At 74.3% G+C, this 25334-nt stretch carries 21 protein-coding genes and 1 pseudogene; 16 read left to right on the top strand and 6 right to left on the bottom strand.

Annotated elements, in window-relative coordinates; genetic code table 11:
• From E4U92_RS30690 to E4U92_RS30680, 3 genes and pseudogenes are all read right to left on the bottom strand, one after another.
• A pseudogene (locus E4U92_RS30690) lies at window positions 1-405 on the bottom strand (hydroxymethylglutaryl-CoA synthase); the annotation flags it as partial.
• Window positions 406-408: 3 nt separating this feature from the next.
• On the bottom strand, window positions 409-1470 hold the full coding sequence (locus E4U92_RS30685; RefSeq protein WP_137303692.1) for a hydroxymethylglutaryl-CoA reductase: 1062 nt from the start codon (window positions 1468-1470) through the stop codon (window positions 409-411).
• A 111-nt stretch (window positions 1471-1581) separates the two neighbouring features.
• On the bottom strand, window positions 1582-1776 hold the full coding sequence (locus E4U92_RS30680; protein WP_137303691.1) for a MerR family transcriptional regulator: 195 nt from the start codon (window positions 1774-1776) through the stop codon (window positions 1582-1584).
• Window positions 1777-2231: 455 nt separating this feature from the next.
• Between E4U92_RS30680 and E4U92_RS30675 the strand changes: the two genes are divergently transcribed.
• From E4U92_RS30675 to E4U92_RS30655, 5 genes are all read left to right on the top strand, one after another.
• Window positions 2232-4325 carry an FAD/NAD(P)-binding protein gene (locus E4U92_RS30675; protein WP_137303709.1) on the top strand — a complete coding sequence of 698 codons (2094 nt, stop codon included), beginning with the start codon at window positions 2232-2234 and terminating at the stop codon, window positions 4323-4325.
• On the top strand, window positions 4322-5761 hold the full coding sequence (locus E4U92_RS30670) for a nitrosuccinate lyase (protein WP_137303690.1): 1440 nt from the start codon (window positions 4322-4324) through the stop codon (window positions 5759-5761). The genes E4U92_RS30675 and E4U92_RS30670 overlap by 4 nt, the downstream gene beginning before the upstream one ends.
• A 309-nt stretch (window positions 5762-6070) precedes the next feature.
• Window positions 6071-7612: an NAD(P)/FAD-dependent oxidoreductase gene (locus E4U92_RS30665; protein ID WP_137303689.1), complete on the top strand. Its 1542-nt coding sequence runs from the start codon at window positions 6071-6073 to the stop codon at window positions 7610-7612.
• A gap of 412 nt (window positions 7613-8024) precedes the next feature.
• Window positions 8025-9776: a cytochrome bc1 complex cytochrome b subunit gene (qcrB, locus tag E4U92_RS30660; RefSeq protein ID WP_137303688.1), complete on the top strand. Its 1752-nt coding sequence runs from the start codon at window positions 8025-8027 to the stop codon at window positions 9774-9776.
• Between the two features lie 120 nt (window positions 9777-9896).
• On the top strand, window positions 9897-10253 hold the full coding sequence (locus tag E4U92_RS30655) for a DUF3099 domain-containing protein (protein ID WP_137303687.1): 357 nt from the start codon (window positions 9897-9899) through the stop codon (window positions 10251-10253).
• A 362-nt stretch (window positions 10254-10615) separates the two neighbouring features.
• Here E4U92_RS30655 and E4U92_RS30650 read toward each other — a convergent pair whose 3' ends face one another.
• Entirely contained in the window at window positions 10616-11935 is a 1320-nt protein-coding gene (locus E4U92_RS30650; RefSeq protein WP_137303686.1) for a multidrug effflux MFS transporter, read from the bottom strand.
• Between the two features lie 459 nt (window positions 11936-12394).
• Here E4U92_RS30650 and E4U92_RS30645 point away from each other — a divergent pair, with 459 nt between their 5' ends.
• The 11 genes from E4U92_RS30645 to E4U92_RS30590 all read left to right on the top strand — a co-directional run bounded on the left by E4U92_RS30645 (window position 12395) and on the right by E4U92_RS30590 (window position 23746).
• Entirely contained in the window at window positions 12395-13462 is a 1068-nt protein-coding gene (locus tag E4U92_RS30645) for a type III polyketide synthase (RefSeq protein WP_137303685.1), read from the top strand.
• 70 nt (window positions 13463-13532) lie between these two features.
• Window positions 13533-14096, top strand: coding sequence for a cupin domain-containing protein (locus tag E4U92_RS30640; RefSeq protein ID WP_137303684.1), 564 nt, complete (start codon window positions 13533-13535; stop codon window positions 14094-14096).
• Window positions 14093-15259, top strand: coding sequence for a DegT/DnrJ/EryC1/StrS family aminotransferase (locus E4U92_RS30635; protein ID WP_137303683.1), 1167 nt, complete (start codon window positions 14093-14095; stop codon window positions 15257-15259). The genes E4U92_RS30640 and E4U92_RS30635 overlap by 4 nt, the downstream gene beginning before the upstream one ends.
• A 503-nt stretch (window positions 15260-15762) precedes the next feature.
• The gene (locus E4U92_RS30625) at window positions 15763-17349 is read left to right on the top strand and encodes a class I adenylate-forming enzyme family protein (RefSeq protein WP_137303682.1); all 1587 of its coding nucleotides are present in this window, start codon (window positions 15763-15765) and stop codon (window positions 17347-17349) included.
• A gap of 354 nt (window positions 17350-17703) precedes the next feature.
• Complete coding sequence (locus tag E4U92_RS30620) at window positions 17704-18768, top strand: polyprenyl synthetase family protein (protein ID WP_229863550.1); 1065 nt, start codon at window positions 17704-17706, stop codon at window positions 18766-18768.
• Window positions 18769-18797: 29 nt separating this feature from the next.
• Window positions 18798-19709 carry an aromatic prenyltransferase gene (locus E4U92_RS30615; RefSeq protein WP_137303681.1) on the top strand — a complete coding sequence of 304 codons (912 nt, stop codon included), beginning with the start codon at window positions 18798-18800 and terminating at the stop codon, window positions 19707-19709.
• Window positions 19690-20973 carry a cytochrome P450 gene (locus tag E4U92_RS30610; protein WP_137303680.1) on the top strand — a complete coding sequence of 428 codons (1284 nt, stop codon included), beginning with the start codon at window positions 19690-19692 and terminating at the stop codon, window positions 20971-20973. Before E4U92_RS30615 ends, E4U92_RS30610 begins: the two co-directional genes overlap by 20 nt.
• A 22-nt stretch (window positions 20974-20995) precedes the next feature.
• Entirely contained in the window at window positions 20996-21511 is a 516-nt protein-coding gene (locus E4U92_RS30605) for a hypothetical protein (RefSeq protein WP_137303679.1), read from the top strand.
• Window positions 21512-21674: 163 nt separating this feature from the next.
• Window positions 21675-22349, top strand: a complete 675-nt coding sequence (locus E4U92_RS30600; protein ID WP_137303678.1) for a sigma factor-like helix-turn-helix DNA-binding protein — start codon at window positions 21675-21677, stop codon at window positions 22347-22349.
• Window positions 22350-22430: 81 nt separating this feature from the next.
• The gene (locus E4U92_RS30595; protein ID WP_137303677.1) at window positions 22431-23360 is read left to right on the top strand and encodes a sigma factor-like helix-turn-helix DNA-binding protein; all 930 of its coding nucleotides are present in this window, start codon (window positions 22431-22433) and stop codon (window positions 23358-23360) included.
• 185 nt (window positions 23361-23545) lie between these two features.
• On the top strand, window positions 23546-23746 hold the full coding sequence (locus E4U92_RS30590; RefSeq protein ID WP_137303676.1) for a hypothetical protein: 201 nt from the start codon (window positions 23546-23548) through the stop codon (window positions 23744-23746).
• Between the two features lie 265 nt (window positions 23747-24011).
• Here E4U92_RS30590 and E4U92_RS30585 read toward each other — a convergent pair whose 3' ends face one another.
• Both E4U92_RS30585 and E4U92_RS30580 read right to left on the bottom strand, forming a co-directional pair.
• Window positions 24012-24329 carry a hypothetical protein gene (locus tag E4U92_RS30585; protein ID WP_137303675.1) on the bottom strand — a complete coding sequence of 106 codons (318 nt, stop codon included), beginning with the start codon at window positions 24327-24329 and terminating at the stop codon, window positions 24012-24014.
• Between the two features lie 101 nt (window positions 24330-24430).
• Window positions 24431-25276 carry an MBL fold metallo-hydrolase gene (locus E4U92_RS30580; protein ID WP_174864089.1) on the bottom strand — a complete coding sequence of 282 codons (846 nt, stop codon included), beginning with the start codon at window positions 25274-25276 and terminating at the stop codon, window positions 24431-24433.
• Window positions 25277-25334 lie beyond the last annotated feature (58 nt).

The following is a 25334-nucleotide window of genomic DNA, read 5'->3' as shown; positions in this document are numbered from 1 at the left end:
GACCTGCTGGGCGGGGTCGCGCTGGATCAGGCCGATGGCGAACTGCAGGGCGGCGGTCGCCCCGTAGCAGGCCTGCTTCAGCTCCACCACCCGCGTCGCGGAGCGCAGACCCAGCAGCGCATGCACGTACACGCCCGCCGACTTGGCCTGGTCGATGGAGGACTCGGTGGCGAAGACCACGGTGCGGATCTTGTCGGTGCCGTGCCGGGCGACGACCGGCGCGGCGGCCGCGGCCGCCATGGTGACGATGTCCTCGTCGGCGGCGGGCACGCTCATCGACTCCTGGCCGATGCCCAGGTGGTACTTGCCGATCTCGGTGCCGTTGTACGCGGCGAGCGCGGTGTGCGGCAGGACGAACTCACCGGTCGCGAACGACAGATCATGGATACCTACGGACAGGGACATGCCTCATACACCAGCCTTCGCGGTCGTGTCGTGGCGTTCGAGCTGCACGTGCGCGCGCATGAGTTCGCCGGGATTGGTCTGGGCGGCCAGCAGCGACAGCTCCCCGCACAGCACGGTGGCCGCCGCCAGCACCGCCAGGCGGCGGGCGTTGTCGCCGGGGGCGGCATCGGCCCGGCAGCCCAGCCGGGTCAGGTTCGTCTCGACGAAGCCGAGGCCCTTGCCGTTGCCGACCGTGCCGACGATCAGGTTGGGCAGGGTGCAGGCGAAGTACAGGTCGCCGTCGCGGTCCTCGGCCATGACCACGCCCTGGGAGCCCTCGACGATGTTGGCCGCGTCCTGCCCCGTGGCCAGGTAGAACGCCAGCAGCATGTTGGCGTAGTGGGCGTTGGCCGAGCGGATGCCGCCGGCCAGCAGGGTGCCGAGCAGGTTCTTGCGGAGGTTCAGCTCGACGACCTTGGCCGCGGTGGTGTGCAGGATGTCGGTGACCACCTGGCGCGGCACGAGGAGTTCGGCGACGACGTTCTTGCCGCGGCCCAGGATGCCGTTGATGGCGGTGGCCTTCTTGTCGGTGCAGTAGTTGCCGGAGATCGACCCGTAGGAGATGCCCGGCACCGTCTGCAGGATGTGCTTGAGCAGCACGTCGGAGGCGAGGGTGGCCATGTTGTGGCCGGAGGCGTCCCCGGTGGAGAACTCGAACCGCACGAACAGCAGGTTGGCGTTGACCTCGTGCCGGATCTCCAGCAGCTGCGCGAAGCGGCTGCAGCCGCGCACCACCTCGCGCAGCTCCTCGATGCGCGCGTGGATGCTGCGGGCGGCCGCGAGCGCGGTGGCCGCGTCGGTCGCCTCCACCAGCACCGAACGGGTCATCCGCTCGTCCACCAGGGTGGCCACGATGCCCTTCTCGGCCAGCCGGGAGACCTTCGCGCCGCGGCCCACCGACGGCCACAGCGGGCTTTCGTAGGTGGCCAGCGGGACCTGCGTCTCGGTCCGGGCGACGTTCCCGGAGATACGCAGTGGGCCCACCCACCGCATGGGGACCCCGGCAATGGCGTGTGTCTCGGTCATCGTGTGCTTCCCGTCAACTCGTTGGAGCCCAGCCCGTGAAGGTCGCCCCCGGACGGCGGCCGCCCGGCACCGCACCCGCACCGTGGGGGAAAAGGGGGAGCTGAGAGGCCGTCAGGAGGCTGCGGCGTGGCGGCGCATCGCGATCTCCTGGAGTTCGTCGATGTCGAATTCCGAGCGGCAGTTCGGCGCGCCGTAGCGGGTGATCTTCCCGCGGCTCACCCATTTGCGGATCGTCGCCTCGGACACCCCCACCGCCAGGGCGGCCACCTGGGTGGGAACGAGCCGGTGGCGCGGCGGTTTCGTCATGCGGTGACATCCTTTCGCTGCCGTGTCATCAACTGCCTGAGCGCCGGCCCCTCGTGCGCCGGCCCCTCGTGTGCCGGACGCTCGTGCGCCGGCCGGGAAGGCCCCGCCGAGCGCCGCGCCCGTCGCCGGGCCGGGCCGGTGCGGTGACGCCTTTTTCCCGAACGTAAGGACCGCGGCTGGAGTCTCGATACAGCCGCGTTCGCAGCCCGCCGGAAGCCTCCCCGGCCCCCTTGTGGCACCGCCCGCACCACCCGCCACCTGGGCGCCTGTTGTTCCTCGAGCCGATCTCCGCCCGGGAGCGAGCCGTGGTTGAGCGCCTGCCCCGACGGTGGCCCGAGGAAGGAGGCACTGTGGACGGTACGCATGGAGGCGAACGCACAGCCCACGCCGCACTGACCCCGTACGGGACGACGGTCCCGCGGCCCCCGTACACCGGCGACGAAGCGCTCACGCACCTGGAGGTGTGCCTGGTCGGCGCAGGACCGCGCGGCCTTTCCGTTCTGGAACGGCTGTGCGCGCAGGAGGGCAAGTCGCCCCGCTGGGACGCCGTCACCGTGCACGTCGTCGACCCGGACCCGCCGGGTGCCGGACGCGTGTGGCGCCCCACGCAGTCCCGGCACCTGCTGATGAACACCGTGGCCTCGCAGGTGACGGTCTACACCGACGCCAGCGTCCGCATCGACGGCCCGCTGCAGGAGGGACCCAGCCTGCACCAGTGGGCCAAGGCCCTCAGCTCCCGCACCCTCGACAACGGCCCGCACGGCGGCTACGACCCGGACGTCCTGGCCGAAGCGGACCGCCTGGGCCCCGACAGCTACCCCACCCGCGCCCTGTACGGCTGCTACCTGACGTGGGCGTTCAGCCGTGTCGTCGACAACGCCGCCGCCCACATCACGGTGCGCCACCACCCGCAGCGCGCCGTCGCCCTTCAGGACGAGGGAAGCGGCCCGCACGCCACGCAGACGGTCGTCCTGGAGGACGGCACCCGGCTGAGCCACCTGGCCGCGGTCGTCCTGGCCCAGGGCCACGTGCCCACCCGGCCCAGCGACGGCGAGCGCCGGCTGACGGACTTCGCCCGGCGCCACGGGCTGACCTACCTGCCCCCGGCCAACCCGGCCGACGTCGACCTGTCCGCCGTCAAGCCCGGCGAGCCGGTCCTGCTGCGCGGACTGGGGCTGAACTACTTCGACTACCAGGCCCTGTTCACCCACGGCCGCGGCGGTGTCTTCACCCGTGTCGACGGCCGCCTGGTCTACCGGCCCTCGGGCCGCGAGCCGCGCCTGTACGCCGGCTCCCGGCGCGGTGTGCCCTACCAGGCGCGCGGCGAGAACGAGAAGGGCGCCCACGGCCGGTACCACCCCCGGCTGCTGACGGCCGGGTACATCGCCCGGCTCCGCTCGCGCGCCCCGGGCCGCCCGGCGATCGACTTCGCCGCCGACCTGTGGCCGCTGGTGTCCAAGGAGGTGTGCAGCGTCTACTACGCGGCCCTGCTCGCCCAGCGCGGCCAGGCGCCCGAGAGCATCGACGACTTCGTCGAGCGCTACCTGTCCGCCGAGCCCGGCGCCGAGGAGGACCGGCTGCTCGAGCAGGCGTCGATCGCCCCGGAGGAGCGCTGGGACTGGCAGCGTGTGGCCCGCCCCTGGGGCGAGCGCGTCTTCTCCGACCTGGCCGCGTTCCGCACGTGGCTGCGCGGCCACCTCGACGACGACGTGCGCCTGGCCCGCCAGGGCAATGTCAGCGGACCGGTCAAGGCCGCCCTGGACGTCCTGCGCGACCTGCGCAACGAACTGCGCCTGGCCATCGACCACGCCGGCCTGACCGCCGCCTCCCACCGCGACGACCTCGACGCCTGGTACACCCCCCTGAACGCCTACCTGTCCATCGGCCCCCCGGCCGCCCGGATCGAGGAGATGGCCGCCCTCATCGACGCGGGCGTGCTGGAGGTGACCGGCCCGGGCCTGCGCGTGATCGCCGACGAGGACGACCCGCAGGGGGCCTGTTTCACCGCCGTCTCCAGCGAGATACCCGACGTGCGCATACGCGCCACGGTCCTCATCGAGGCCCGGCTGCCCGAGATCGACCTGCGGCGCACCGCCGACCCGCTGATGAGCCGGCTGCTGCACAGCGGGCAGTGCCGCCCCTTCCGCATCCCCGCCGGCGACGGCACCGACGGCCCCGGCTACGAGACCGGGGGACTGGCCGTCTCCGAGCGGCCCTACCACCTCATCGACGCCCGCGGCGTGTCCCACCCGCGCCGCTTCGCCTACGGCGTGCCCACCGAGTCCGTGCACTGGGTCACCGCCGCCGGCATCCGCCCCGGCGTCGGCTCGGTCACCCTGGAGGACTCCGACGCCATCGCCGCCGCGGTCCTCGCCCTGCCCGCCCTGCCGGCCCCGCAGCGCCGGCCGGACCGCACGGCGGCGGACCCCGCGGAGCGTACGGCGGTCAAGGCCGCGGCGGTGCAGACGCCCGCGGGCGCACAGCAGGCCGCAGGGGTGCAGGCGGCCGCAGGGGTGGGGACGGGCGTGGGCGTGGAGGTGGCTCCGTGACCGCCGCGCACCCGGCCCCGCGCACCGCCGCCCCGGCCGACCACCTGGACGCCGGGCTGCTCTCACCGGTGCGGGCGGGCACCCCCGTCGAGGCGGCGGTCGGCGACAGCGCCTGGCTGCAGGCGATGCTGGACGCGGAGGCGGCCCTGGTGCGCGCCCAGGCCCGCTGCGGCACGGTGCCCGCCCGCGCGGCCGAGGTCATCACCGCCGCCGCCCGCGCCGACCTGCTCGACCTGCGCGAACTCGCCCTGGCCGCACGCGAGACCGCCAACCCGGTCGTGGGCGTGGTCAAGGCGCTCACGGCCGTGGTCGCCGAACGCTCCCCGCAGGCCGCCGAGTACGTCCACCGCGGCTCCACCAGCCAGGACATCCTCGACACCGGCGCCATGCTGGTGGCCGCCCGCGCCCTGCGCCTGATCGCCGCGGACCTGCGCACCACGGCCCGCGCGCTGGCCGGCCTCGCCGCCGAGCACCGCGACACCGTGATGGCCGGCCGCACCCTGGCCCTGCACGCCGTGCCCACCACCTTCGGGCTCAAGGCGGCCGGCTGGCACCACCTGGCCCAGGACGCCGCCGAGCGCCTGGACCGCCTCGCCGGCCGGCTGCCCGTCTCCCTCGGCGGCGCGGCCGGAACCCTGGCCGGCTACCTGCAGCACGCGGGAGCCGGCGCCGACCCCGCCGCCGTCGTGGACACCCTGGGCGCCGCCTTCGCCGAGGAGAGCGGCCTGGCCGCCCCGCACCTGCCCTGGCACGCGCTGCGCACCCCCGTCGCCGACCTGGGCGCGGCCCTGGCCCACACCAGCGGGGCACTGGGCAAGATCGCCGCGGACGTGCTGGTGCTGACCCGCACCGAGATCGGCGAGGTGAGCGAGCCCAGCGTCGCCGGACGGGGCGCCTCCTCGGCGATGCCCCACAAACGCAACCCCGTGCTCGCCACCCTGATCCGCTCCGCCGCCCTCCAAGTACCGGCGCTGGCCTCGGTGCTGACGCAGTGCCTGGTCACGGAGGACGAACGCTCGGCCGGGGTGTGGCACGCGGAGTGGCAGCCGCTGCGCGAGGCCCTGCGCCTGACCGGCGGCGCCGCGCACACGGCCGCCGAACTCGCCCGGGGCCTGAGCGTCCACCCCGAGCGGATGCGGGCCAACCTCGCCGCGACCGGGGGACAGCTCGTCTCCGAACGCCTCTCGGCGGTCCTGGCCCCGCGCCTGGGCAAGACCGCCGCCAAGGAACTGCTCACCCGGGCCTCCCTGCTGGCCACCACCACCGGCCGGCCCCTGGCCGACGTACTGGCCGAACTCCCCGAACTGGCCGGGGTGCTGGACCGCACCGAGGCGAGCGCGCTGCTCGACCCGTCCGGCTACACCGGCGCGGCCGGCCCCCTGGTCGACCGGGCCCTGCACACCCCGGGCCGGGCGACCCGCACACCCGCACCCTGACCCAGGGGGCGCGGCGGGGGCAGAAACCCCCGTCGATCAAGGGGAGTTGCGGGTGCGCGCGGCGCCCCGCCGGCTCTCCCGCCGCCGCGCGGCGGGGGAGCGGCGGTGGTGCGCGGGCGGCCGCAGGCGTGACCCGGCCGCCCGTGCGGCCGTGCCGGCCGGTGTTGCGCGTCCCGCCCCGCGGCGGGGCGCACTCGAGTCTTCCTCGCGCCGGCCTCGAAGGCCGCTCGAGGCGGCGCGAAAGGCGGCCCCCGGCCGGGCCGCGCCCCGCATGATGCACACGACGACGCACAGGGGAGGGCGGCCCGGATGAAGGTGTACGCACATGGTGTCCCCGACGGCGGCGGCCACGGCCACGCCGTGGTGATCGGCTCCGGCCTGGCCGGGCTCGCCGCGGCGGGGGCCCTGGCCCGCTTCATGGACCGGGTCACCGTCATCGAACGCGACTGGCTGCCCCGCGGCGCGGGCCGGCGCCGGGGCGTGCCCCAGGCCCGGCACACCCACAGCCTGCCGACCGCCGCCCACCAGGGCCTGGAGGAGCTCTTCCCCGGCATCCGCGCGGACCTCGTGCGCGCCGGCGCCGTCCACCTGCGCGTCCCCGAGGACCTGCTGCTGCTCGGCCCGGCGGGCTGGCTGCCCCGCTTCGACGCGGGCCTGTCGCTGCTCTCCGCCGGCCGGGACCTGCTGGACGCGGTGGTCCGCGACCGGCTGCGCGCCGATGCCAAGGTGGGCTTCCTGCACGACCACGACGTCGTCGGCCTGCGACCGGGCCCCCAGGACACCGTCACCGGCGTCCTCGCCCGCGCCCGGGACCGGCGGGCACCCGGCGGCTGGACGCCCCCGCGCCTGATCGCCGCCGACTTCGTGGTCGACGCGAGCGGACGCGGCTCCCACGCCCCGCAGTGGCTCGCCGACCTCGGCTACGAACCCCCCGCCGAGACCGTGGTGCGCACCGGCGCCACGTATGCGACGTCCCTGTACGCGCCGCCGGTCGGGCACGTCGCCGACTGGCAGGGCGTGTGGCTCATGGCCGCCGGCGACGACCCGCGCCAGGGCCTGCTCCACCCCGTCGAGGGCGGCCGCTGGTCGGTGTCGCTGAGCACCCCCGGCACCGCGCCCGCCCCGGCCGACCACGAGCAGATGCTGCACGCCGCCGCCGCGCTGCGCGACCCGCTGCTGCGCGACCTGCTGGCCACCGCCACCCCGCTGGGCCCCGTCTACCGGTGCGCCGTCACCGGCAGCCGCTGGCGCCACTACGAGCGGCTGCGCCGCTGGCCCGACCAGTTCCTCGTCGTCGGCGACGCCTTCGCCGCCCTGGACCCCGTCCACGGCGACGGCATGACCCTCGCCGTGCAGGGCGCCCTGCTCCTGGAGCGCATGCTCACCGCCCACGGCACCGCCGTCGGCATCACCTACCGCCTGCGCCGGGCCCTGGCCCACCAGCTCGCCCCGCTGTGGCGCCCGGGCACCCGCCCGCTCGTCCCGGCCCCCGCCCCCGACGAGCCGCTGCCGCTGCGCAAGCGGCTGCGCGGCCGCTACCTGTCCAGGATCGCCGCCGCCGCCACCGCCGACCCGCACGCCGCATCCCTGCTGCTCCACCTGCACCAGAACCTGGCCCCGCCCGCCGCCGTACTGGGCCCGCGGGCGCTCAGGGCGGCCCTGCGCCGCCCGGCGCCCGGCGCACAGCCGCAGGGGCCGCCCAGCCTCACCCACGGCCCCCAGGCCCGGCGCCGGCGCCCCGCCGTCCCCGTGGCCCCGGTCATCGGCGTGGCCACCGGCTCGGTGCGGCCCCGCCCCACCGGCTCCTCGGCCCACTGGCCCACCAGCGCACCCGCCGGCGACCGGCGATGACCGCACCCCGCGTTTTCCGGCCACCTGGCGCATCGCACCCCATCGCGGACCGGGGGGCACCGACCTACGCTCCGCACATGACGGCAGTGCACCAACGGGCGCGTACGGAGGCCCACTTGAGACGACACAGACCCACCCGCACCGCCAACACCCCACCGCACGACGCGCGATGGGCGCCCAGGCGGGAGCACCCCTGCCGGGGCAACTCACAACTGGCTCGAGAAACACCGCACTTGCCACTTGAGTCTCGCTTGAGCGCGGTTGTTCGGGCCGGGCGCACGTGGCTAGCGTTTCACCTGCTCCAGGGCACGGACCTGCTGGCGCCGCGGCAGGCCGCCCCCACCGCCGACCGCTCACCGGTCGGACCGGGTGTGCCCATGACAGCGCAGCGGCGAGGGGAGGGTGCGCGGGTATGACCGCGACCGACGAAAGGGCGCCGCACAGCGCGCGCACCACAGAACCGAAGGGCGTGCGGGTCGCCGACTGGGCGGACTCACGGCTGGGGATCTACAACTTCCGGTTCCTGATCCGCAAGGTCTTTCCCGACCACTGGTCGTTCATGTTCGGCGAGATAGCGCTGTACAGCTTCATCGTGCTGCTGCTCACCGGCATCTGGCTCACCATGTTCTTCGACCCGAGCATGCGCGAGACCGTCTACAACGGCTCGCACACCGAGCTGCACGGCATCCCGATGTCCCAGGCCTACGCCTCCACCCTGCGCATCAGCTTCGACGTGCGCGGCGGCCTGCTCATCCGCCAGCTGCACCACTGGTCGGCCCTGGTCATGATCGCCGCGCTGTGCGTGCACACGCTGCGCCACTTCCTGACCGGGTCCTTCCGCAAGCCGCGCGAGGTGAACTGGCTGATCGGCTTCACCCTGCTGGTCCTGGTCACCCTGGAGGGCTTCATCGGCTACTCGCTGCCCGACGACCTGCTCTCCGGCACCGGCCTGCGCATCGCCGAGGGCGTCACCCTGGCCATCCCGGTGGTCGGCACGTACCTGACGATGTTCCTCTTCGGCGGCGAGTACCCCGGCCACGACGTCATCCCGCGCTTCTACAGCTTCCACATCCTGCTGATGCCGGGCATCATCCTGGCCCTGGTCACCGTCCACCTGATCTACGTCTTCTACCACAAGCACACCCAGTTCCGCGGCCCCGGCCGCACCGAGAACAACGTGGTCGGCCAGCCGCTGATGCCGGTGTACACGGCCAAGGCCGGCGGGTTCTTCTTCCTCGTCTTCGGCGTGCTGGCGCTGCTGGCCGGCATCGCCCAGATCAACCCGGTGTGGACCTACGGCCCCTACCGCGCCGACCAGATCTCCCAGGGCTCCCAGCCCGACTGGTACATGGGCTTCCTCGAGGGCGCCCTGCGGGCCATGCCCTCCTGGGAGTTCGTCCTGCCCGGCGGCTACACCGTCAACATGGGCGTGCTGCTGCCGGCCGTCATCCTGCCCACCGTGCTGATGGCGGTGGTCGCGCTGTGGCCGTTCCTGGAGGCCTGGGCCACCGGCGACCGCGACGAGCACCACCTGCTGGACCGGCCGCGCGAACACCCCACCCGCACCGCGTTCGTCGCCTCGATCGTCGCCCTCTACCTGGTGCTGTTCTTCGGCGGCGCCAACGACGTCATCGCCGAACGCTTCCACCTCTCCCTGAACCAGATCACCTGGATGGTGCGCATCGGGGTGTTCGTGGTGCCGGCCCTGGCCTACTTCGTCACCCGCCGCATCTGCCTGGGCCTGCAGCACCGCGACATCGAGAAGGTCCTGCACGGCCGCGAGACCGGACGCATCCGCCGCCTGCCGCACGGCGAGTTCATCGAGGTCCACGCCCCGCTCGACCGGGGCACCGCCTACAGCATCCTGGCCCGCGAGGACCGCCCCGTCGTCCCGGCCCCCGTGGCCCAGGCCAACGGCGTGAAGAACCCCCACGCCCGCAAGCAGATGCTGCGCCACCGCGTCAGCCGCTGGCTGTACGGCAACCAGGTGCCCAAGCCCAGCCGCGAGGAACTGCTGCGCTCCCTGGAGCACTTCGAGCCCGCCTCGGCAGACGGCCACGGCTCCTCCAACGGGCACAGCAACGGCCACGGCCCGTCCCACGGGCACGTCTCCTCCAACGGGCACGCGGCGGCCCTGGAGCAGCAGGAGCAGCAGACGCACTGACCCCGGGGGCGCGCGGCGACCACCGGGCTGCACACGACGGCGGCGCGGGTGATCAGGGGACGATCACCCGCGCCGCCGCCGTCCCCCCGCCCGCCACCCCGACCACCCACGGGAGCTTGGATGAACCGCACGCCCCTGCGCCGCGACGCGCGCCGCGCCGAGTCCATCACCCGGGCCCGCACCGGCCTGACCCAGGACCTGCGCGGCCGCCAGCGCCGCTACCTCACCGCCATGCTGATCCGCACCGCCTGCGTGGTGGTGATGGCCCTGACGTGGCACCGCTGGCCCGTGGTCGCCGTCCTCGCCCTGGCCGGCGGCGTCCTGATCCCCTACGTCGCCGTGGTCGTCGCCCAGGCCGGCTGGCGCCAGCAGCGCGGCACCCGCGCCCCGCTGGTCGCGCCCACCGTCGTCCCGGCCCCCCGCGTGGTCCTCGAACCGACCCTGATCCTGCCCCCCGAACACGACAAGGCGGCCTGAACCACCCCGCCGGGCACCCCCCCACCGCCTGCCCGCTCCCTCACGGCCAGCACCCCGCACCCCGCCCCGCGCCCCGCGCGCCACGCCCCGCCCCGTCCCGCCAGTCCTCCGGGCGCCGGCGAGCAGACAGCGACCCCGCCCCCGCCCCCCACCGGGCTCGCGCCCACCGGGCCCGCGCCCGCGCCCGGGGACACCTCCCGCGCTCGCTCACCGGGCCCGCCACCCCGGGGCCCGGAAGGCGCCTCCCGCCCGGCAGCCGGCCGCGGACACGCACCGGCCACGACATCAACGACCGTGCCCCCGGACCCTGTTGCAGGGTCCGGGGGCACGGTCGCAGGAGGGCCGGCGCCGCGGGCGGCGGGTCAGCGGTGGAGCTGCTCCTGCGGGGGCTGGTTGCGCCAGGGCCGGCACACCGTGACGAAGCAGACGATCGCGGCGAGCGCGCTGCCGAGCTGGACCACGGCCATCGGCACCGCCGACTGCTTGCCGGCGATGCTCACCAGCGAGGAGGCGATCGCCCCCATCACGAAACACGACATGCCCACCAGCGCCGAGGCGGAGCCCGCGGCGTGCGGGGTGCGCATCAGGGCGAGCGCGTTGGTGTTGGGCAGCACCAGCCCGAGCGAGGAGATCATCACGAACAGGCTGGCCGCCAGCGGCACCGTGCCCACCTGCCCGAACACCCCCGAGGTCACCAGCAGCAGCACCACCCCGGCCGAGGCCAGCACCGCCAGCCCGCACCCGAGGGCCTTGTCCAGCCGCACCCGCCCCACCAGGACCTTGCCGTTGACCTGCCCGACGACCATCAGCCCCAGGGAGTTCAGGCCGAACAGCAGCGAGAAGGTCTGCGGGGAGGCCCCGTAGATGTCCTGGATGATGAACGGCGAGGCGGCGATGTAGGAGAACAGCGCCCCGTAGGTGAAGCCGTTGGTCATCAGGTAGCCGGTGAACACCCGGTCGGCGACCAGGCCGCGCATGACCCACAGGGCCGCGCGCACCCCGCCGCTCTGGCGCCGCTCGGGCGCCAGCGTCTCCGGCAGCCGCCGCCACACCAGCACCCCCAGCGCCACGCCGACGGCCGCGAGGATCAGGAAGATGCCCCGCCAGTCGGTCAGGTGCAGCACCTGCCCGCCGATGACCGGCGCCACGATGGGCGCGATGCTGGAGATCAGCAGCAGGCTGGAGAAGAACCGGGCCATGGCCAGCCCGTCGTACAGGTCGCGCACCACCGCGCGGGCGATGACGATGCCCGCCGACCCCGCCAGGCCCTGCAGCAGCCGGAAGCCCACCAGCACCTCGGCGCTCTGCGCGAAGGCGCACATCAGCGCCGCCAGCACATACGCGGCCAGCCCGGCCATCAGCGGCCTGCGCCGCCCCCACCGGTCGCTCATCGGGCCCACCACCAACTGGCCCAGCGCCATGCCGGTCAGGCACGCGGTGAGGGTCAGCTGGACGACGGAGGCGTTGGAGTCCAGGGTGCGGGTGACGTCCGGCAGGGCCGGCAGATACATGTCCATCGACATCGGCGGCACCGCGGCCAGGGCCCCCAACAGCACGGTGACCAGCAGCCCCGTCCGGCGCGCCGGCGCACCGGCGGCAGCCGGGACGGCCCCGCCCCCGGCCGGCGACCGCCCGGGCGATCGCCCGCCACCGGCGGTGGCTTCCTCCGCTTGCTGAGACATGCGCCCTCCGCGTGAACGTCGTTACGTGGTCAGGCCGATGCTCGCAGCCGCCCGCTACAGAACCGGCAGCGCGCGGGTTGCACCGAAGGCCAGGCCCGTTTTCCGCGAAGGCCGCGCCCACCGGAGTCGAGAACCGTCAGTGCGCCGCTCGAATTTCCCTCGCAATGGCCCCGAACGCCCACCGGCGGCCCTTGGCGTGAGCTGTTCGAACGTGTCACTATTTCGGCACGCCTTCCCTGCCCGAAAACTCGAACGACATGGAGCAGGCAGGGAATTGAGCCCGCGGACACCGGTTCTCCGCCGGTGGGACCCGCACCCCGTGCCGCATTCCGGCCCGGGATTCCTCTCGTATCCGATCCCCGCGCGCCGCGGTGTATTTCCGTGTGCTGCGCTCTCTCCGGAAGCTGTGCGCAGATTCGGCGCACAGAAGGCAGACTCTAGAGAAAGTAGAGCAACCCTATGCCCAGGCTATGCAAGCCCGCGGTGAGCGCGCCGGAACACGTCATCACCCTCGACGAGACCCTCGCCTTCGCCGAGGAGGCCCACGCCGGAAAGCCGCAGCTGCCGCTGGCACTGCGCCTCATCCGCAACACCGGAGTGCAGAAGCGGCACATCGTGCAGCCCATCGAGAAGACACTCCAGCACCCGGGCCTGACCGAACGCAACCGCATCTACGAGGCCGAGTCCAAGAACCTCACCCCGCCGGTCATCGAAGAGGCCCTGAAGAACGCCGACCTGACCGCCCGCGACATCGACGCCATCATCTACGTCTCGTGCACCGGCTTCAGCATGCCGTCCCTGACGGCCTGGCTGATCAACAACCTCGGCTTCCGCTCCGACACCCGCCAGATACCCATCGCCCAGCTCGGCTGCGCGGCGGGCGGCGCGGCCGTCAACCGCGCCCACGACTTCTGCCTGGCCCACCCCGGCAGCAACGTCCTGATCGTCTCCTGCGAGCTGTGCTCGCTGTGCTACCAGCCCACCGCCGACGACATCGGCTCCCTGCTGTCCGACGGCCTGTTCGGCGACGCGGTCGCCGCCGCCGTCGTCCGCGGCAACGGCGGCGTCGGCATCGACCTGGAGCGCAACGCCTCCTACCTCATCCCGCACACCGAGGACTGGATCTCCTACGCGGTCAAGGACACCGGCTTCCACTTCCAGCTCGACCGCCGCGTGCCCGGCACGATGGAGCCGCTCGCCCCGGTGCTGCGCGAGTTCGCCAAGGACCACAGCTGGGACGCCGGCAACCTCGACTTCTACATCGTCCACGCCGGCGGCCCGCGCATCCTGGACGACCTGGCGAAGTACCTCGAGGTCGACCGGCAGGTCTTCCGCCACAGCTGGGCCACGCTGACCGAGTACGGCAACATCGCCAGCGCCGTCGTCCTGGAGGCGGCCCGCCGCCTGTTCGAGGAGGAGACCCCCGCGCAGGACGCCACCGGCCTGATCGCCGGCTTCGGCCCCGGCATCACCGCCGAGATGTCGCTGGGCCGCTGGAGCTCCACCGACACCCGGGAGCTGGACTGACCCCTGCGCCCCAGCCCGCACCGCACCCTCGCTCAAGTGAAATTCTGCGCGGACAAAGGAATCTGAGCACATGACTGGCCTCATCCTCCCGCCCGGTCAGGGGCGCAAGCTGATCACCAAGGCGCAGGAAGTGACGTTCAAGGCCACCAAGGACCACGGCTCCGTCCTCTCGATCTTCGAGGTGGTCGTCCCACCCGGCTTCGATGTCGGGGCCCACGTCCACGGTGATGCGCAGGAGTTCTTCTACGTCCTGGACGGCGAACTGGAAGTACTGGCCTTCGAGCCGGTCCAGCGCACCGAACAGGACTGGCACACCTGGCAGTCCCCCGACGGGGACACCGCCGTACGTGCCACCGAGGGTGCCTTCATGTTCGTGCCGCCCGGAACTCCGCACGCCTTCAGGAACGCCTCCGACAGACCGGCGCGGATGCTCTTCCAGTGCTATCCGTCACCCGTCCACGAGCTGTACTTCGAAGAGATCGCGGAGATCTGGGCGGCCGGCGGCGCCGATCCCGACGCCATCGTCGAGATGCGCAAGCGCTACGACGTCACCCAGATCACCCCGCAGCGCTACGAACCGCCCGCCCTTTTCGATCCCCATTCCTCCGATTCCCGCGGAGCGTCCAAGAAATGAGCGACACCGACAAGATCCCTCTCGTTTTCGCGAGCCTCGGGGAACAGGAACTGGCCGCCGTCGCCGAGGTGTTCGCCTCGGGCTGGCCGGCCGGCCAGGGACCGAAGGGCAAGGCCCTGGAAGCCGAGCTCACCCAGCGCTACGGAGCCGGCGACGCCGTCGCCGTCAGCAACTGCGGCGCCGCCCTGCACCTGGCGATGCTCGCGTTCGGCGTCAAGCCCGGCGACGAGGTCATCGTCGCCGACTACACCTTCCCCGCCCCCGCCCACGCCGTGCGCTACGTCGGCGCGACCCCCGTCTTCGCCGACGTACGCCCCGACACCGGCACCGTCGACCCGCGCGCCGTGGCCGACCTGGTCACCCCCCGCACCGTCGGCATCATCGCCGTCGACACCGTCGGCCTGCCCGCCGACTACGCCGACCTGCAGGCCATCGCCGACCGCCACGGGCTGTTCCTCGTCGAGGACGCCGCCTGCGCCGTCGGCGCGACCTACCAGGGCCGCGAGGCGGGCGCCCTGGCCGAGGTGGCCTGCCTGTCCTTCCACGGACGCAAGGGCGCCACCAGCGGCGAGGGCGGCGCCCTGATCGCCACCGACCCCGCCATCGGCGCCAAGGCCCGCCAGCTGTCGTCGTTCGGCATCGGCAGCATCTACGACATGGGCCAGGTCATCGGCCTGCCCATCCCCGAATTCACCGAGATCGGCTACAACTTCAAACTCTCCGACATCGCCGCGGCCATCCTGCGCGTCCAGCTCGGCCGCATCGAGGAACTCCTCAAGCGCCGCACCGCCGTCGCCGCCCACTACGCCGAACTCTTCGCCGAAGAAGAGCTGCTGACGGTGCCGCACGTGCCGGCCGACCGCACCCACGCCTGGCAGTCCTACCTGGTCACCCTCGACGCCGGCGTGGACCGCGGGGCCGTCGCCACCGAGCTGCGCGCCAAGGGCATCGGCACCCTGCACGGCACCTGGGCCAGCCACCTGCAGCCGGCCTTCGACGCGGCCCAGACCTGCCCCGTCTCGGCCGACCTCTTCCAGCGCAACCTCGGCATCCCCATGCACGCCGAGCTCACCGAGAGCCAGGTCGAGAGGGTCGCCGAAGTCCTGCGCGGCGCGCTGCGCACCCACGCCAAGCCCACCGGAGGCCGCAAGACAAGCGCATGACGACCGACCAGCCCCATCGGACGGTGCGACGGGGCTGATCAACGGCTACTGGAACACCGGCGTCATCCCCGCAGCGGCCACCCACCGCCTCGTCACCCACCTGGAGGACGGCGCCCGCACCGCTGCGGAGATCGCCACCCGCGCGCACGTCTCCGAACGCGGCGCCCAAGCCGCCCCTTCCCCGCCGCGGGCCCCGGCCGTCACCGCAGGGCGGACCCGCCCGTGCGGGCGTGGCCCGGCCCGCGGAGGAGCGGCACCCGGCCGTGGCCGCAGCCGTTCCCACCGGCGCCGGCGCCGGCGCCGGTCATCCGGCCCGGCCGCCGTCACGGGCGCCGACGGCCCGCACGGGTGCCGGACGTGCCGTCGGCGCCCGTGACCGTACGGCGCCCACCCACCGCCCGGCAGCGCTGACACAGCGTCAGCGCCGCCGGACGGCATCCCGCACCGAGCCGTCGACCGCCCCCTGTCCACCGCCCACCGTCCACGCAAAGGAGACAGCCCACATGAAGGGCTCCGTGGCCTACCGATCCATACAGAAGCGCGGTCTTCACATCGGCCTGCTGCCGGAGATGGCCGCCGCCGTCAATCCCACCACCCCGATCACCCTCGACCACGACCTCGACGTCCTGCCCGAGGCCGGGCGGCGCCTGACCGTCGCCCAGTACGCCGAGCACGTCGACGACCTGGCGGCCCGCCTGTGGGCGGCCGGTGTCCGGCCCGACGAGCACGTCGTCATCTACAAGACGGCCAACGCCGACCACTGGATGCTCGCCGCCGCCGTCTCCCGCATCGGCGGGGTCGTCGTCAACCTCTCCCCGGCCCTGGACGCCAGGACCGTCGGCGTGCTGCTGGAGCGGGTCGGCCGGCCCACCCTGCTCTCCGACGGCGCCAAGCTCGACGTCCTGGCCGACGTGCCGCTGGCCGACCTCACCCGCAGGGTCATCACCTCCGCGGGCGAGCGCGAGGGCGCCGTCGCGCTCGCGGGCCTGGCCGGCGCGCCGCGCGTGAAGCCGGTCGTGCGTCCCATCGACGAGGCCGCCGTCATCACCCACACCTCCGGCACCACCGGCATCCCCAAGCTGGTCGTGCACACCCCGCGCACCCAGGGCATCCGCCTGCTGCCGCAGTGGCGGCTGCTGTCGCTGATGCGCAAGAAGGAGACCGTCGCGATCAACGTGCCGTTCGTGCACTCGCGGATGGTCGCGGCGATGTCGCTGGCCCTGCTCAAGGAGTACCCGGTCCTGCTGATGCGCGAGACGGGCCCGGCGGAGGTCGCCGAGCAGTTCGTCAAGCACCGGCCGGCGTTCGTCGAGGCGCTGCCCAACTCCCTGATGGAGTGGGAGGGACTCGCCGACGACCCGCGGGCGCCGTTCGGGTCGGTGAAGGTGTTCAGCAGCACCTTCGACGCCATCCACCCCGGCACGATGAGCCGCCTGCTGCACGCCTCCGACCGGCGCGGCGCGCTGTTCTTCCAGATCTACGGCCAGAGCGAGGTCGGCCCGGCCGTGGGCCGCGCCTACTTCCGCCACTCCGCGCACAAGGCCAACGGCCGCTGCGTGGGCTGGGCGATGCCGGGCGGCGCCGCGAAGATCCGCGTGGTCAGCCGGGACGGCAACCCGCCCTCGGAGACCAACCCCGGCTCCATCGAGGTCGCCTGGGACGGCATCGCCAAGACCTACTTCGGCGAGCAGGAGCGCTACGACACCAACCGCGACGGCCAGTGGTGGCGCACCGGCGACGTCGGCTACCGCACCCGGTTCGGCTGCCTGCACATGCTCGACCGGGAGGTCGACATGATCCCCGGCGTCAAGAGCTCCCTGGAGATCGAGGACGTCCTGCTGAGCCGGCTGCCGGAGCTGACCGAGCTGGTCGTGGTGCAGGGCCCCAAGTCCGAGCCGGTGCCGGTGATCTGCACCGCCGACGACACGCCCCTGGACCTCAACCGCTGGCGGGCTGCCGCGGCCGCGTTCCCGCAGCTCGCCGACCCGGTGCAGATCCCGCAGGCCGAACTGCCCAGGACCGCCACCTTGAAGGTGCAGCGCCTGGCCCTGGCCCGCCGCTTCGAGGAGCAGCCGCAGACCCGGGCCTGACCGCCACGACGACCCACCCGACGACGGCCCACGCGACGACGGCCCCGCCCCACCGGGCGGGGCCGTCGTCGCATGTGCGCCCGGGCCAGGACCCGTGGTCAGCGGTGCCGTCACACACCACGGGGCCGGACGACGCCCGGCCCCCGCAACCCTGCCGCCCATCATCGCCCCGCGCCCCTCGAGACCCGCTGGAGCTTCTCCCTGCGCCGGCTCGGCACGCCCGGCCCCGCCGCCCCCCCCCGGGCCGGCTCCAACCACACTCCACCTGCGCTGCATTCGCACCGCGCACGCTGACGCAGCCAGCCCGTGAGCGCTTCGCGCCCGGCGCCCGAGCCCCGTCCAAGGAGATGTGCCGTGACCACTGCAGTGACCCGCCGGGCCGCCACCGACCAGGCCGTCTGCGCGCGGCGCACCGTCGAGGACCTGCTCCAGCGCGTCCGGCACCGGCTGGCCTCCTTCCTCGCGGCCGAACGCGCCCACTGCGCCGAGGTCCACGAACACGCCGTCGTCGCCGTCGACGCCCTCGCCGACCTCGCCGCCGGCGGCCCGCTGCTGCGCCCGGCGTTCTGCCTGACCGGCTACCTCGCCGCGGGCGGCGACCCCGAGGAGGCGGGCATCGTGGACGCGGCCGCGGCCCTGGAACTGCTGCACCTGTCCACCCTCGTCCACGGCGACGTCCTGGACGGCTCGCGCACCCGGCGCGGCAAGCCCGCCGTGCACGTCCTGCACTCCACGCTGCACCGCACCCGCGGCTGGCACGGCGAGTCCCGCCGCTTCGGCGAGGGCGTCGCCGTCGTGGCCGGCGACCTCGCTCTGGTCTATTCCGACGAGCTGATGGCAGGCGCCCCCCGCGGCGCCCGCACCGAATGGCGCCGGCTGCGCACGGAGGCGGTGATCGGCCCGTACCTGGACCTCGCCGCGGCCGCCGAGTTCAGCGCCGCCCCCGACCTGCCCCGCCTCACCGCCCTGCTGACGTCCGTCCGCCGCGCCGTCCGCCGCCCCCTGGTCCTGGGCGCGAGCGCGGCCGGCCGCCCCGATCTCGCCGGCGCACTGGCCCCCTACGGCGAGGCGGTCGGTGAGGCGTCCCGGCTCCGCGACGACCTGCTGGACGCCTTCGGGGGCCCCGCGCACACCGGCGCGACCGCCGGCCCGGACTTCCCCCGGCACAAGGTGACCCTGCTGCTGGGCCGGGCGATGCAGCGCGACAGCCGCCTGCGCGACCTGATCACCGAACCCGGCCACACCCCCGACGAGATCCGCGCCCGCCTGCTGGAGACCGGCGTGACCGCCGACGCCGAACAGCGCATCGCCCACCTCGTCGACCAGGGCTGCGCCGTCCTCGCCGACGCACCCCTGCAACCGCAGTGGCGCGCCCGACTGACCGACATGGCCCTGCGCGCGGCCTACCGCGACAAGTGACCCGCACCGTCCGACAGGAAAAAGGAACCATGCCGGCCACCACACACCACGAGCTGACCGCCGGGATCGAACGAGCGGCGGCACTGATCGGCGTCACCTGCTCGCCCGAGAAGGTCCAGCCCGTCCTCACCGCCTTCGACGACGTCCTCGACGAGGCCATCATCGCCTTCCGGGTGGCGACCAACGCCCGCCACGAAGGCGAGTTCGACTGCCGCTTCACCATCCCGCGCCACGTCGACCCCTACGAGCGCGCCCGCACCCGCGGCCTGCTCACCCCCTCGGGCCACCCGGCCGAGAACCTCCTGCACGACCTCGCCCGGCACTGCCCCGTCGACAGCTACGGCATCGACTTCGGCGTCGTCGGAGGCTTCCGCAAGATCTGGACGTACTTCCCCGGCGGCACGGGCCAGAACCTCGCCGCCCTGCGCGACCTGCCCTCCATGCCGCCCGCCCTCGCGCACAACCTCGCCTTCTTCGCCGACCGCGGCCTGGCCGACAAGGCCGACATCGTCGCCGTCGACTACCGCAACCACACCCTCAACCTGTACTTCACCGGCTTCGCCGACCACCTGCGCGCCCCCGCCGAGATCCTGGCCATGCACCGCGCCGCCGGCCTGCCCGAACCCAGCGGGCAGATGCTGCGCTTCTGCGGGAAGTCCTTCGGCCTCTACACCACCCTGAGCTGGCACAGCACCGCCATCCAGCGCATCGCCTTCTCCATCAAGACCCACGACCCGCTGGCCCTGCCCGCCCGGCTCGGCACGAAGATCGAACGCTTCGCCCGCACCGTCCCCTACGGCCGCGACGACCCCAAGATGGTCTACGCCGCCATGACCGCCTCCGGCGAGGAGTACTACAAGCTCCAGTCGTACTACCGGTTCCAGGCGCGCAGCCGGCTGGACCTGATGCCCTCGGTCGACCATGCCGCCGACGCCGCGTGACACCGACCGCCCCGAGGAACTGCGCTTCAGCCGGATGGAGCGCCTCCTGGGCGAAGACCCGATCAGCACCGTGACCGTGGACGGCACCCGCGCCCGCTTCGTCACCGACCCGGCGCTGGTGCGCCGCATCCTGGTCACCGACGCCCGGCACTACGGCAAGAGCGAACTGCTGCAGAAGGCCAGGGTCCTCAGCAAGAGCGGACTCCTCGCCCCCGACGACGCCCGCCACCGCCACTATCGGCGCCTGGCCCACCCCCACCTGCGCGCCGCCGCGGTCACCGCCCACACCCCCCTCATGCAGGACATCGCCCGCGCCACCGCCGCCTCCTGGCGCCCCGGGCAGCCGCTCGACATCCAGGCCGCCATGTGCCGGGCGGCCGGCCGCATCGCACTGCACACCCTCCTGGGCGCCACCGACGAGGCGACATCGGCCCTGCTCACCGAACGCCTGGCGGCCCTGTCCCGGGAGATGACCACCAAGCCGCTGTACGGGAAGGCCGCCCGCGCCGAGCGGCCCGCCCGCCGCCTGCAGCAGGCCTTCACCGGCCTGCGCACCCCGCTGGCCCGGTGCATCACCGCCCGGCTCGACGCACCCCACCCCACCACGCACCACCTCTCCGCGCTGCTCACCGACGCCGGGCCGGCCGCCGGCAGCGCCCTGGACGGCGAAGAGGTCTGCGACGAGGCCGTCATGATGCTCACCGCCGCCACCGTCACCACCGCCTCGGTGATGTCCTGGGCCCTGTACACCCTCGCCCGCCACCCCCTGGCCGAGGAGAAGGTCCTCAAGGACCTGGCCCAGCCCGGCGACCCCCCCGCCACCCGCCCCGGCCACGGCCCGCCCGGCTACACCCTGCGGTTCCTGATGGAGGTCCTGCGGCTGCACCCGCCCGTGTGGATCACCAGCCGCCGCACCCTCACCCCCGTCACCCTCGGCGAGCACACCCTGCCCGCCGGCACCGACGTCGTCTTCAGCTCCTACCTCCTGCACCGCCACCCCGCCCACTACCGCGACCCGCACCGCTTCGACCCCGACCGCTGGCTCACCACCCGCCCCCGCCCCCAGGACGCCGCCTACCTCCCCTTCGGCACCGGGGCCCGCGGCTGCGTGGGGGAGACGTTCGCCTGGCAGGAACTGCACGTCCTGCTCGCCGCAGTGGCCCAGGAATGGCGCCTGACCCTCCAGCCCGGCACCCGCCCCCGCGCGGCCGCCCACACCACCTTGCACCCGCACCGCCTGCTCATGATCCCCCAGCCGAGATAGCCCACCCGCCCGGAGCGCGCTCATGACGACAGCGCCGACCCCCGCCCACACCGCCGACCTCACCGCCCGCGCCCTGACCGAGGCCCGCTCCATGACCGGCCCCGGCCACCCGCGCCCGCCCCACGACGGCCTGGCCGCCGCCGCCCTGCGCGCCCACAGCGCCCTGCAGGCCCGCTACGGCCACCACGTCCCGCTCACCGTCCTGACCCCCACCGGCGACGCGACCCGCGCCCTGGCCGCCTTCCTCGCCGTCTACGCCGCCCACGCCCCCCACCGGCCCGCCCCGCCCGCCCCCGTCCCGGCCACCCCGGCCACCCCGGCCACCCCGGCCGTCCCGGCCGTCCCGGACGCGGCCCCCGCCCCGCTCGCGCCGCCCGCCCCGCCGGGCCCCCTACCGCCGCCCGCCGGCCGGCGGCGAAAGCCGGCCGCCCGCACCCCCACCCCGGCCCCCGGCGCCGTATGCGGAGACTCGCCCTCCGCGTCAGCCCCGCTCGAACTGCGCTCGAGCGGACGGGACTTGACCGTCTCCCGGCCCTAAAGTGGGCCTGCGAGTCACCCGCCCGCCGTTCCCCCCTCCGGCGGGCGGGACGGCATCCGTACGCCGCCTCCACGGCCCAGCCCCCGCGCCCGCATCCGGACCCGGGAGAGCGCCCGGCGCCGCCGACGGCCTGACGCCCGCCCGGACACAAGGAGGGGCCCGGATGAGCCGGATCGAGGAGTTCGAGAAGGCGCGCCCCCTGCTGCTGTCGCTCGCCCACCGCATGCTCAGCAGCGCACGCCAGGCCGAGGCCGCGGTGCACCAGGCGTGGCTGCACTACGAGGCCAGCCCCGAACCGCCCGTCCCCGGGCGGGCGTTCCTGACCACCGCGCTCACCGACATCTGCCTGGACATCCTGCGCCGCGCCCACACCCGCCCGGACAGAGCCCGCACCGCGCAGCTCCCCGCGCAGCGGCCGGGCGAGGCCGGCCACACCCCCGCGGCGGCGCTCATGCTGCTCCAGCAACTCGGCCCCACGGAACGGGCGGTGTTCATCCTGCGGGAGGTCCTGCACTGCAGCCCCGCCCAGACGGCAGCCATCGTGGGCCGCCCCGAAACCGCCTGCCGCACCGCCGGCACCACGCTCCCGCCCTGGCCGCGGCGCATCATCGGCGCCGACCACATCGCCGAAGTCTTCGCCGCCATCGTCCCCGCACTGGACCACGTCGGCGTCACCCTCGCCCCCCAGCAGGTCGGCGACCGCCCCGGCGCGGTCTTCCGCGACCGCCACGGCACCGTGCTGAGCACCCTCGCCTTCGACATCCGCGACGGCCGCATCCAGACCATCCACTGGAGGAGCGGCCCGCACCTGAGCACCGACACCCCCGCCCAGACCTGACCGCCCCACCCGCACCCCGCCCCGCCGCACGACGACGCCACCGCACCACACCGCAGGCCGCAGACAAGGAGCCGTCCCCCCATGACCCGGACCCGCACCGAGGAGTTCGACCACCTGCGGCCCCTGCTGTTCTCGATCGCCTACCACCTCCTGGGCAGCGTCAGCGAAGCCGAGGACGCCGTGCACGCCACCGGCCGGCACTGGCACAGCCTGCCCGCCGCCCCGGCGGACGCCCAAGCCCACCTGACCGCCCACCTCACCCGCACGGCCATGGACCTGCTGCGCGCGGCCCGCGCCCGCCGCGCCGCCTACACCGGCACCTGGCTGCCCGAACCCCTGCTCACCGACCCCCACGACAGCCCCGCACCCGGCCCGCACCCCTACGGTTGTCTGCCCACCGCGATCCTGCTGGAGCTGGAGAGCCTCGAGCCGCTGCAGCGCGCGGTGTTCGTCCTGGACGAGGTGTTCGCCCTGGACTACCGGCAGATCGCCGCCGCGGTGGGCCGGCCGGAGGCGGCCTGCCGCGAACTCGCCGCGCAGGCACGCCGGCTGACCGCCGATGCCCGCCCCCGCCCGCAGGCCGACCGCACCCGGTGCGCGGCCCTCGCGGCCCGCTTCTTCGACGCCCTCAAGGACGGCGACGCCGCCGCCCTGCGCGACCTGCTCGCCCCCGACGCCCAGCTCGTCGGCGACGGCGGCGGCAAGGCCCCCCAACTCGCCCGCACCGTCACCGGGGACCACCGTGTGGCCCGCCTGCTGACGTCCCTCATCGCCCTGCTGGCCCGCGTCGACGTCACCGTGCAGGCCCGCACCGTCAACAGCCGCCCCGGCGCCCTGCTGCGCGACCGCGACGACAAGGTCCTGGCGACCTGGACGCTGGACGTGCGCGACGGACACATCCACACGATCCACTCGGTGACCAACCCCGACAAGCTCGCCCACCTGGGACCGGTCGCCGACGCCTGGGCCCTCAACCGCGAAGCCGGCCGCACCCGCCGCGCCCTGACCTGAGAGAGCCCCCCTCGGGCCGAGGCGGAGCAGCGCCTGCCGGTCGCGGCGATCGTATGGAGATGTCCCCCGACTCCTCGGCCACGCCTGGTGCGAGGCCGCACACCCCGTGAGACTGGCACCCCGGCCGCGGCGCCCGATGCGGGCCCCGCCGCCGGCCCTGACCGGTCCACCACCGAGGAGTCCAGATGCGCCTGCACAAGCGAGCGGTCGCCACCGTGTTCACGGCCACCGTCGCGCTCAGCGCCCTCGCCCCGCACGCCATGGCCGTCCCGACGCCCTGGGGGACCAGCACGACCCCCACGTCCGCCACCCACCGCGCCCCTTCACCGGCAGCCGGCGTCAGCGGCACGGTCACCGTGCTGTGTGTGGGCGGCTGTTACCAGTAGGCAGGCGAGGCCCACGCCGGGGCGTGTCAGCCCGCCCCGGCGCCGCAGGTCACCGCGTCACTTCTCCTGCCGCAGCTTCGCCGCCGGTTCCGTCAGCGGCTCGGCGGCTACGTCAGTTCGGCCAGTCGGCCAGCAGGTCCGCGCGCAGCAGCACCAGCGGGCCCACCGCGTCCTCGTCGGGGTGGACGCAGCCGCCGGCCGCCACGAGCGCACGCAGCCGCGCCCACGCCGAGCGGGCCCGCGGGCGCCCTGCATCCCGCGGCCCCTAGAGGTGATCCGCCCTGCTCCGGTACGTGCGCAACGCCCTCAGCACCAGCCAGACCAGCAGGACCTGCGCCACGGCGCCGACGGCGTGCACGGACGGCGCGTAGGTGTCCGGGCCCGGGCTGTCGTCGCCGACGGCGACCGCGAGGAACAGCACGGCGAGCGTCGTGAGAAAGCCCGCCGGGAAGGTCAGGACGCTCACCGCGACGGCCGCCGCGTCCGTGCCCCGTTCGGCACCGAGGTAGTCCAGGCCGGACACCACCAGCAGGTACGCCAGGGCCAGCAGGAGGCCGGTCCTGCGGGAGGGGAGGAGGGTCATCGATGCTTCTTCCGGGCCTGTCGTGCGGCGCCCGTGACGTCGCGGTGGTGGGACAGCCCCCCGAGGCTACCGACCGCCGGCACGGCTCATGTCGTCGCGGGTCACAGCGGATGCCAGTCCGCCGTCGCGGTGCCGTCCGCACGGGCGCGGCCGAAGACGACGTCGGCGAAGTGGATGCCGAAGCCGACGGTGTCGGGGCGCAGGAGTTCGGTGACCAGGGCGCGGCGGTGGTGTTCGGCGGCGGCCGGGTCGTCCTCGCGGATCGCCGACCACTCCGGGTGGCGTATCTGCAGCGGGGACAGCAGCGCGTCGCCGAAGGCCAGCAGGCGGCTCCCGCCGGAGGCGATCACGAAGCCCGTGTGGCCCGACGTGTGGCCGGGCAGGGCCATCGCGTGGACGCCGGGGAACACCTCCTCGCCCGCCAGCAGGAGCCGGGTGCGCGGCTCCAGGGCGCTCAGCGCCTCGTCCCGGTCGTCCCACTCGCCCTTGGGGACGGCGAAACCGGCGCGCGGGAACAGCGGCGGGTCGGTCAGGGCCCAGCCGGTGTGGTCGGGGTGCAGGTGGGTGAAGGCCACCGTCTCGATGTCGTCGGGGGAGCGGCCCAGCAGGGCGAGGTTGCCGGGCAGCAGACCCCCGTGGACCGCGCCCCGGTAGGGGTGCGCGGGGTCCTCCGGCACGGCGCGCGGGCCGAACCCGGCGTCGATCAGCAGGGCGCGGGCGCCCGACTCCACGAGCAGGCCCCCGGTGTTGGCGACGAGCCGGCGGGTGTCGTTGAGGTAGGCGCCGTAGGTGACCCAGTGGCGGTCGGCGGCCACCGGGGGAGGGGTGTGCGGCTTGACCAGCATCGCCCCGTCGGGGACGTAACTGACCTTCAGCGCCCCCACGCGCAGGGTGCGCACCGCGGAGGGCCTGCGCAGCCGGCTGTCGCTGTCGCTGCCGTCGTTCATGGGTGGTCTCCTCGTCCTGCGATGCGGGCGGGTGCGGGGCCGTGCGGTGCGGGTACGG

Source organism: Streptomyces galbus, from assembly GCF_005280195.1.
In the GTDB taxonomy this organism is placed as follows: Bacteria; Actinomycetota; Actinomycetes; order Streptomycetales; family Streptomycetaceae; genus Streptomyces; species Streptomyces galbus.
This window is presented reverse-complemented; position numbering and strand designations above follow the sequence as displayed.

Bases quoted from the DNA above. Each gene is read 5' to 3' on its own strand.
- E4U92_RS30625 (WP_137303682.1), top strand. From the start codon at position 15,763: ATGAAGGGCTCCGTGGCCTACCGATCCATACAGAAGCGCGGTCTTCAC.
- E4U92_RS30610 (WP_137303680.1), top strand. From the start codon at position 19,690: ATGCCGCCGACGCCGCGTGACACCGACCGCCCCGAGGAACTGCGCTTC.
- E4U92_RS30585 (WP_137303675.1), bottom strand. From the start codon at position 24,329: ATGACCCTCCTCCCCTCCCGCAGGACCGGCCTCCTGCTGGCCCTGGCG.
- E4U92_RS30605 (WP_137303679.1), top strand. From the start codon at position 20,996: ATGACGACAGCGCCGACCCCCGCCCACACCGCCGACCTCACCGCCCGC.
- E4U92_RS30590 (WP_137303676.1), top strand. From the start codon at position 23,546: ATGCGCCTGCACAAGCGAGCGGTCGCCACCGTGTTCACGGCCACCGTC.
- E4U92_RS30665 (WP_137303689.1), top strand. From the start codon at position 6,071: ATGAAGGTGTACGCACATGGTGTCCCCGACGGCGGCGGCCACGGCCAC.
- E4U92_RS30655 (WP_137303687.1), top strand. From the start codon at position 9,897: ATGAACCGCACGCCCCTGCGCCGCGACGCGCGCCGCGCCGAGTCCATC.
- E4U92_RS30580 (WP_174864089.1), bottom strand. From the start codon at position 25,276: ATGAACGACGGCAGCGACAGCGACAGCCGGCTGCGCAGGCCCTCCGCG.
- E4U92_RS30595 (WP_137303677.1), top strand. From the start codon at position 22,431: ATGACCCGGACCCGCACCGAGGAGTTCGACCACCTGCGGCCCCTGCTG.
- E4U92_RS30645 (WP_137303685.1), top strand. From the start codon at position 12,395: ATGCCCAGGCTATGCAAGCCCGCGGTGAGCGCGCCGGAACACGTCATC.
- E4U92_RS30680 (WP_137303691.1), bottom strand. From the start codon at position 1,776: ATGACGAAACCGCCGCGCCACCGGCTCGTTCCCACCCAGGTGGCCGCC.
- E4U92_RS30615 (WP_137303681.1), top strand. From the start codon at position 18,798: ATGCCGGCCACCACACACCACGAGCTGACCGCCGGGATCGAACGAGCG.
- E4U92_RS30635 (WP_137303683.1), top strand. From the start codon at position 14,093: ATGAGCGACACCGACAAGATCCCTCTCGTTTTCGCGAGCCTCGGGGAA.
- qcrB (WP_137303688.1), top strand. From the start codon at position 8,025: ATGACCGCGACCGACGAAAGGGCGCCGCACAGCGCGCGCACCACAGAA.
- E4U92_RS30640 (WP_137303684.1), top strand. From the start codon at position 13,533: ATGACTGGCCTCATCCTCCCGCCCGGTCAGGGGCGCAAGCTGATCACC.
- E4U92_RS30600 (WP_137303678.1), top strand. From the start codon at position 21,675: ATGAGCCGGATCGAGGAGTTCGAGAAGGCGCGCCCCCTGCTGCTGTCG.
- E4U92_RS30650 (WP_137303686.1), bottom strand. From the start codon at position 11,935: ATGTCTCAGCAAGCGGAGGAAGCCACCGCCGGTGGCGGGCGATCGCCC.
- E4U92_RS30685 (WP_137303692.1), bottom strand. From the start codon at position 1,470: ATGACCGAGACACACGCCATTGCCGGGGTCCCCATGCGGTGGGTGGGC.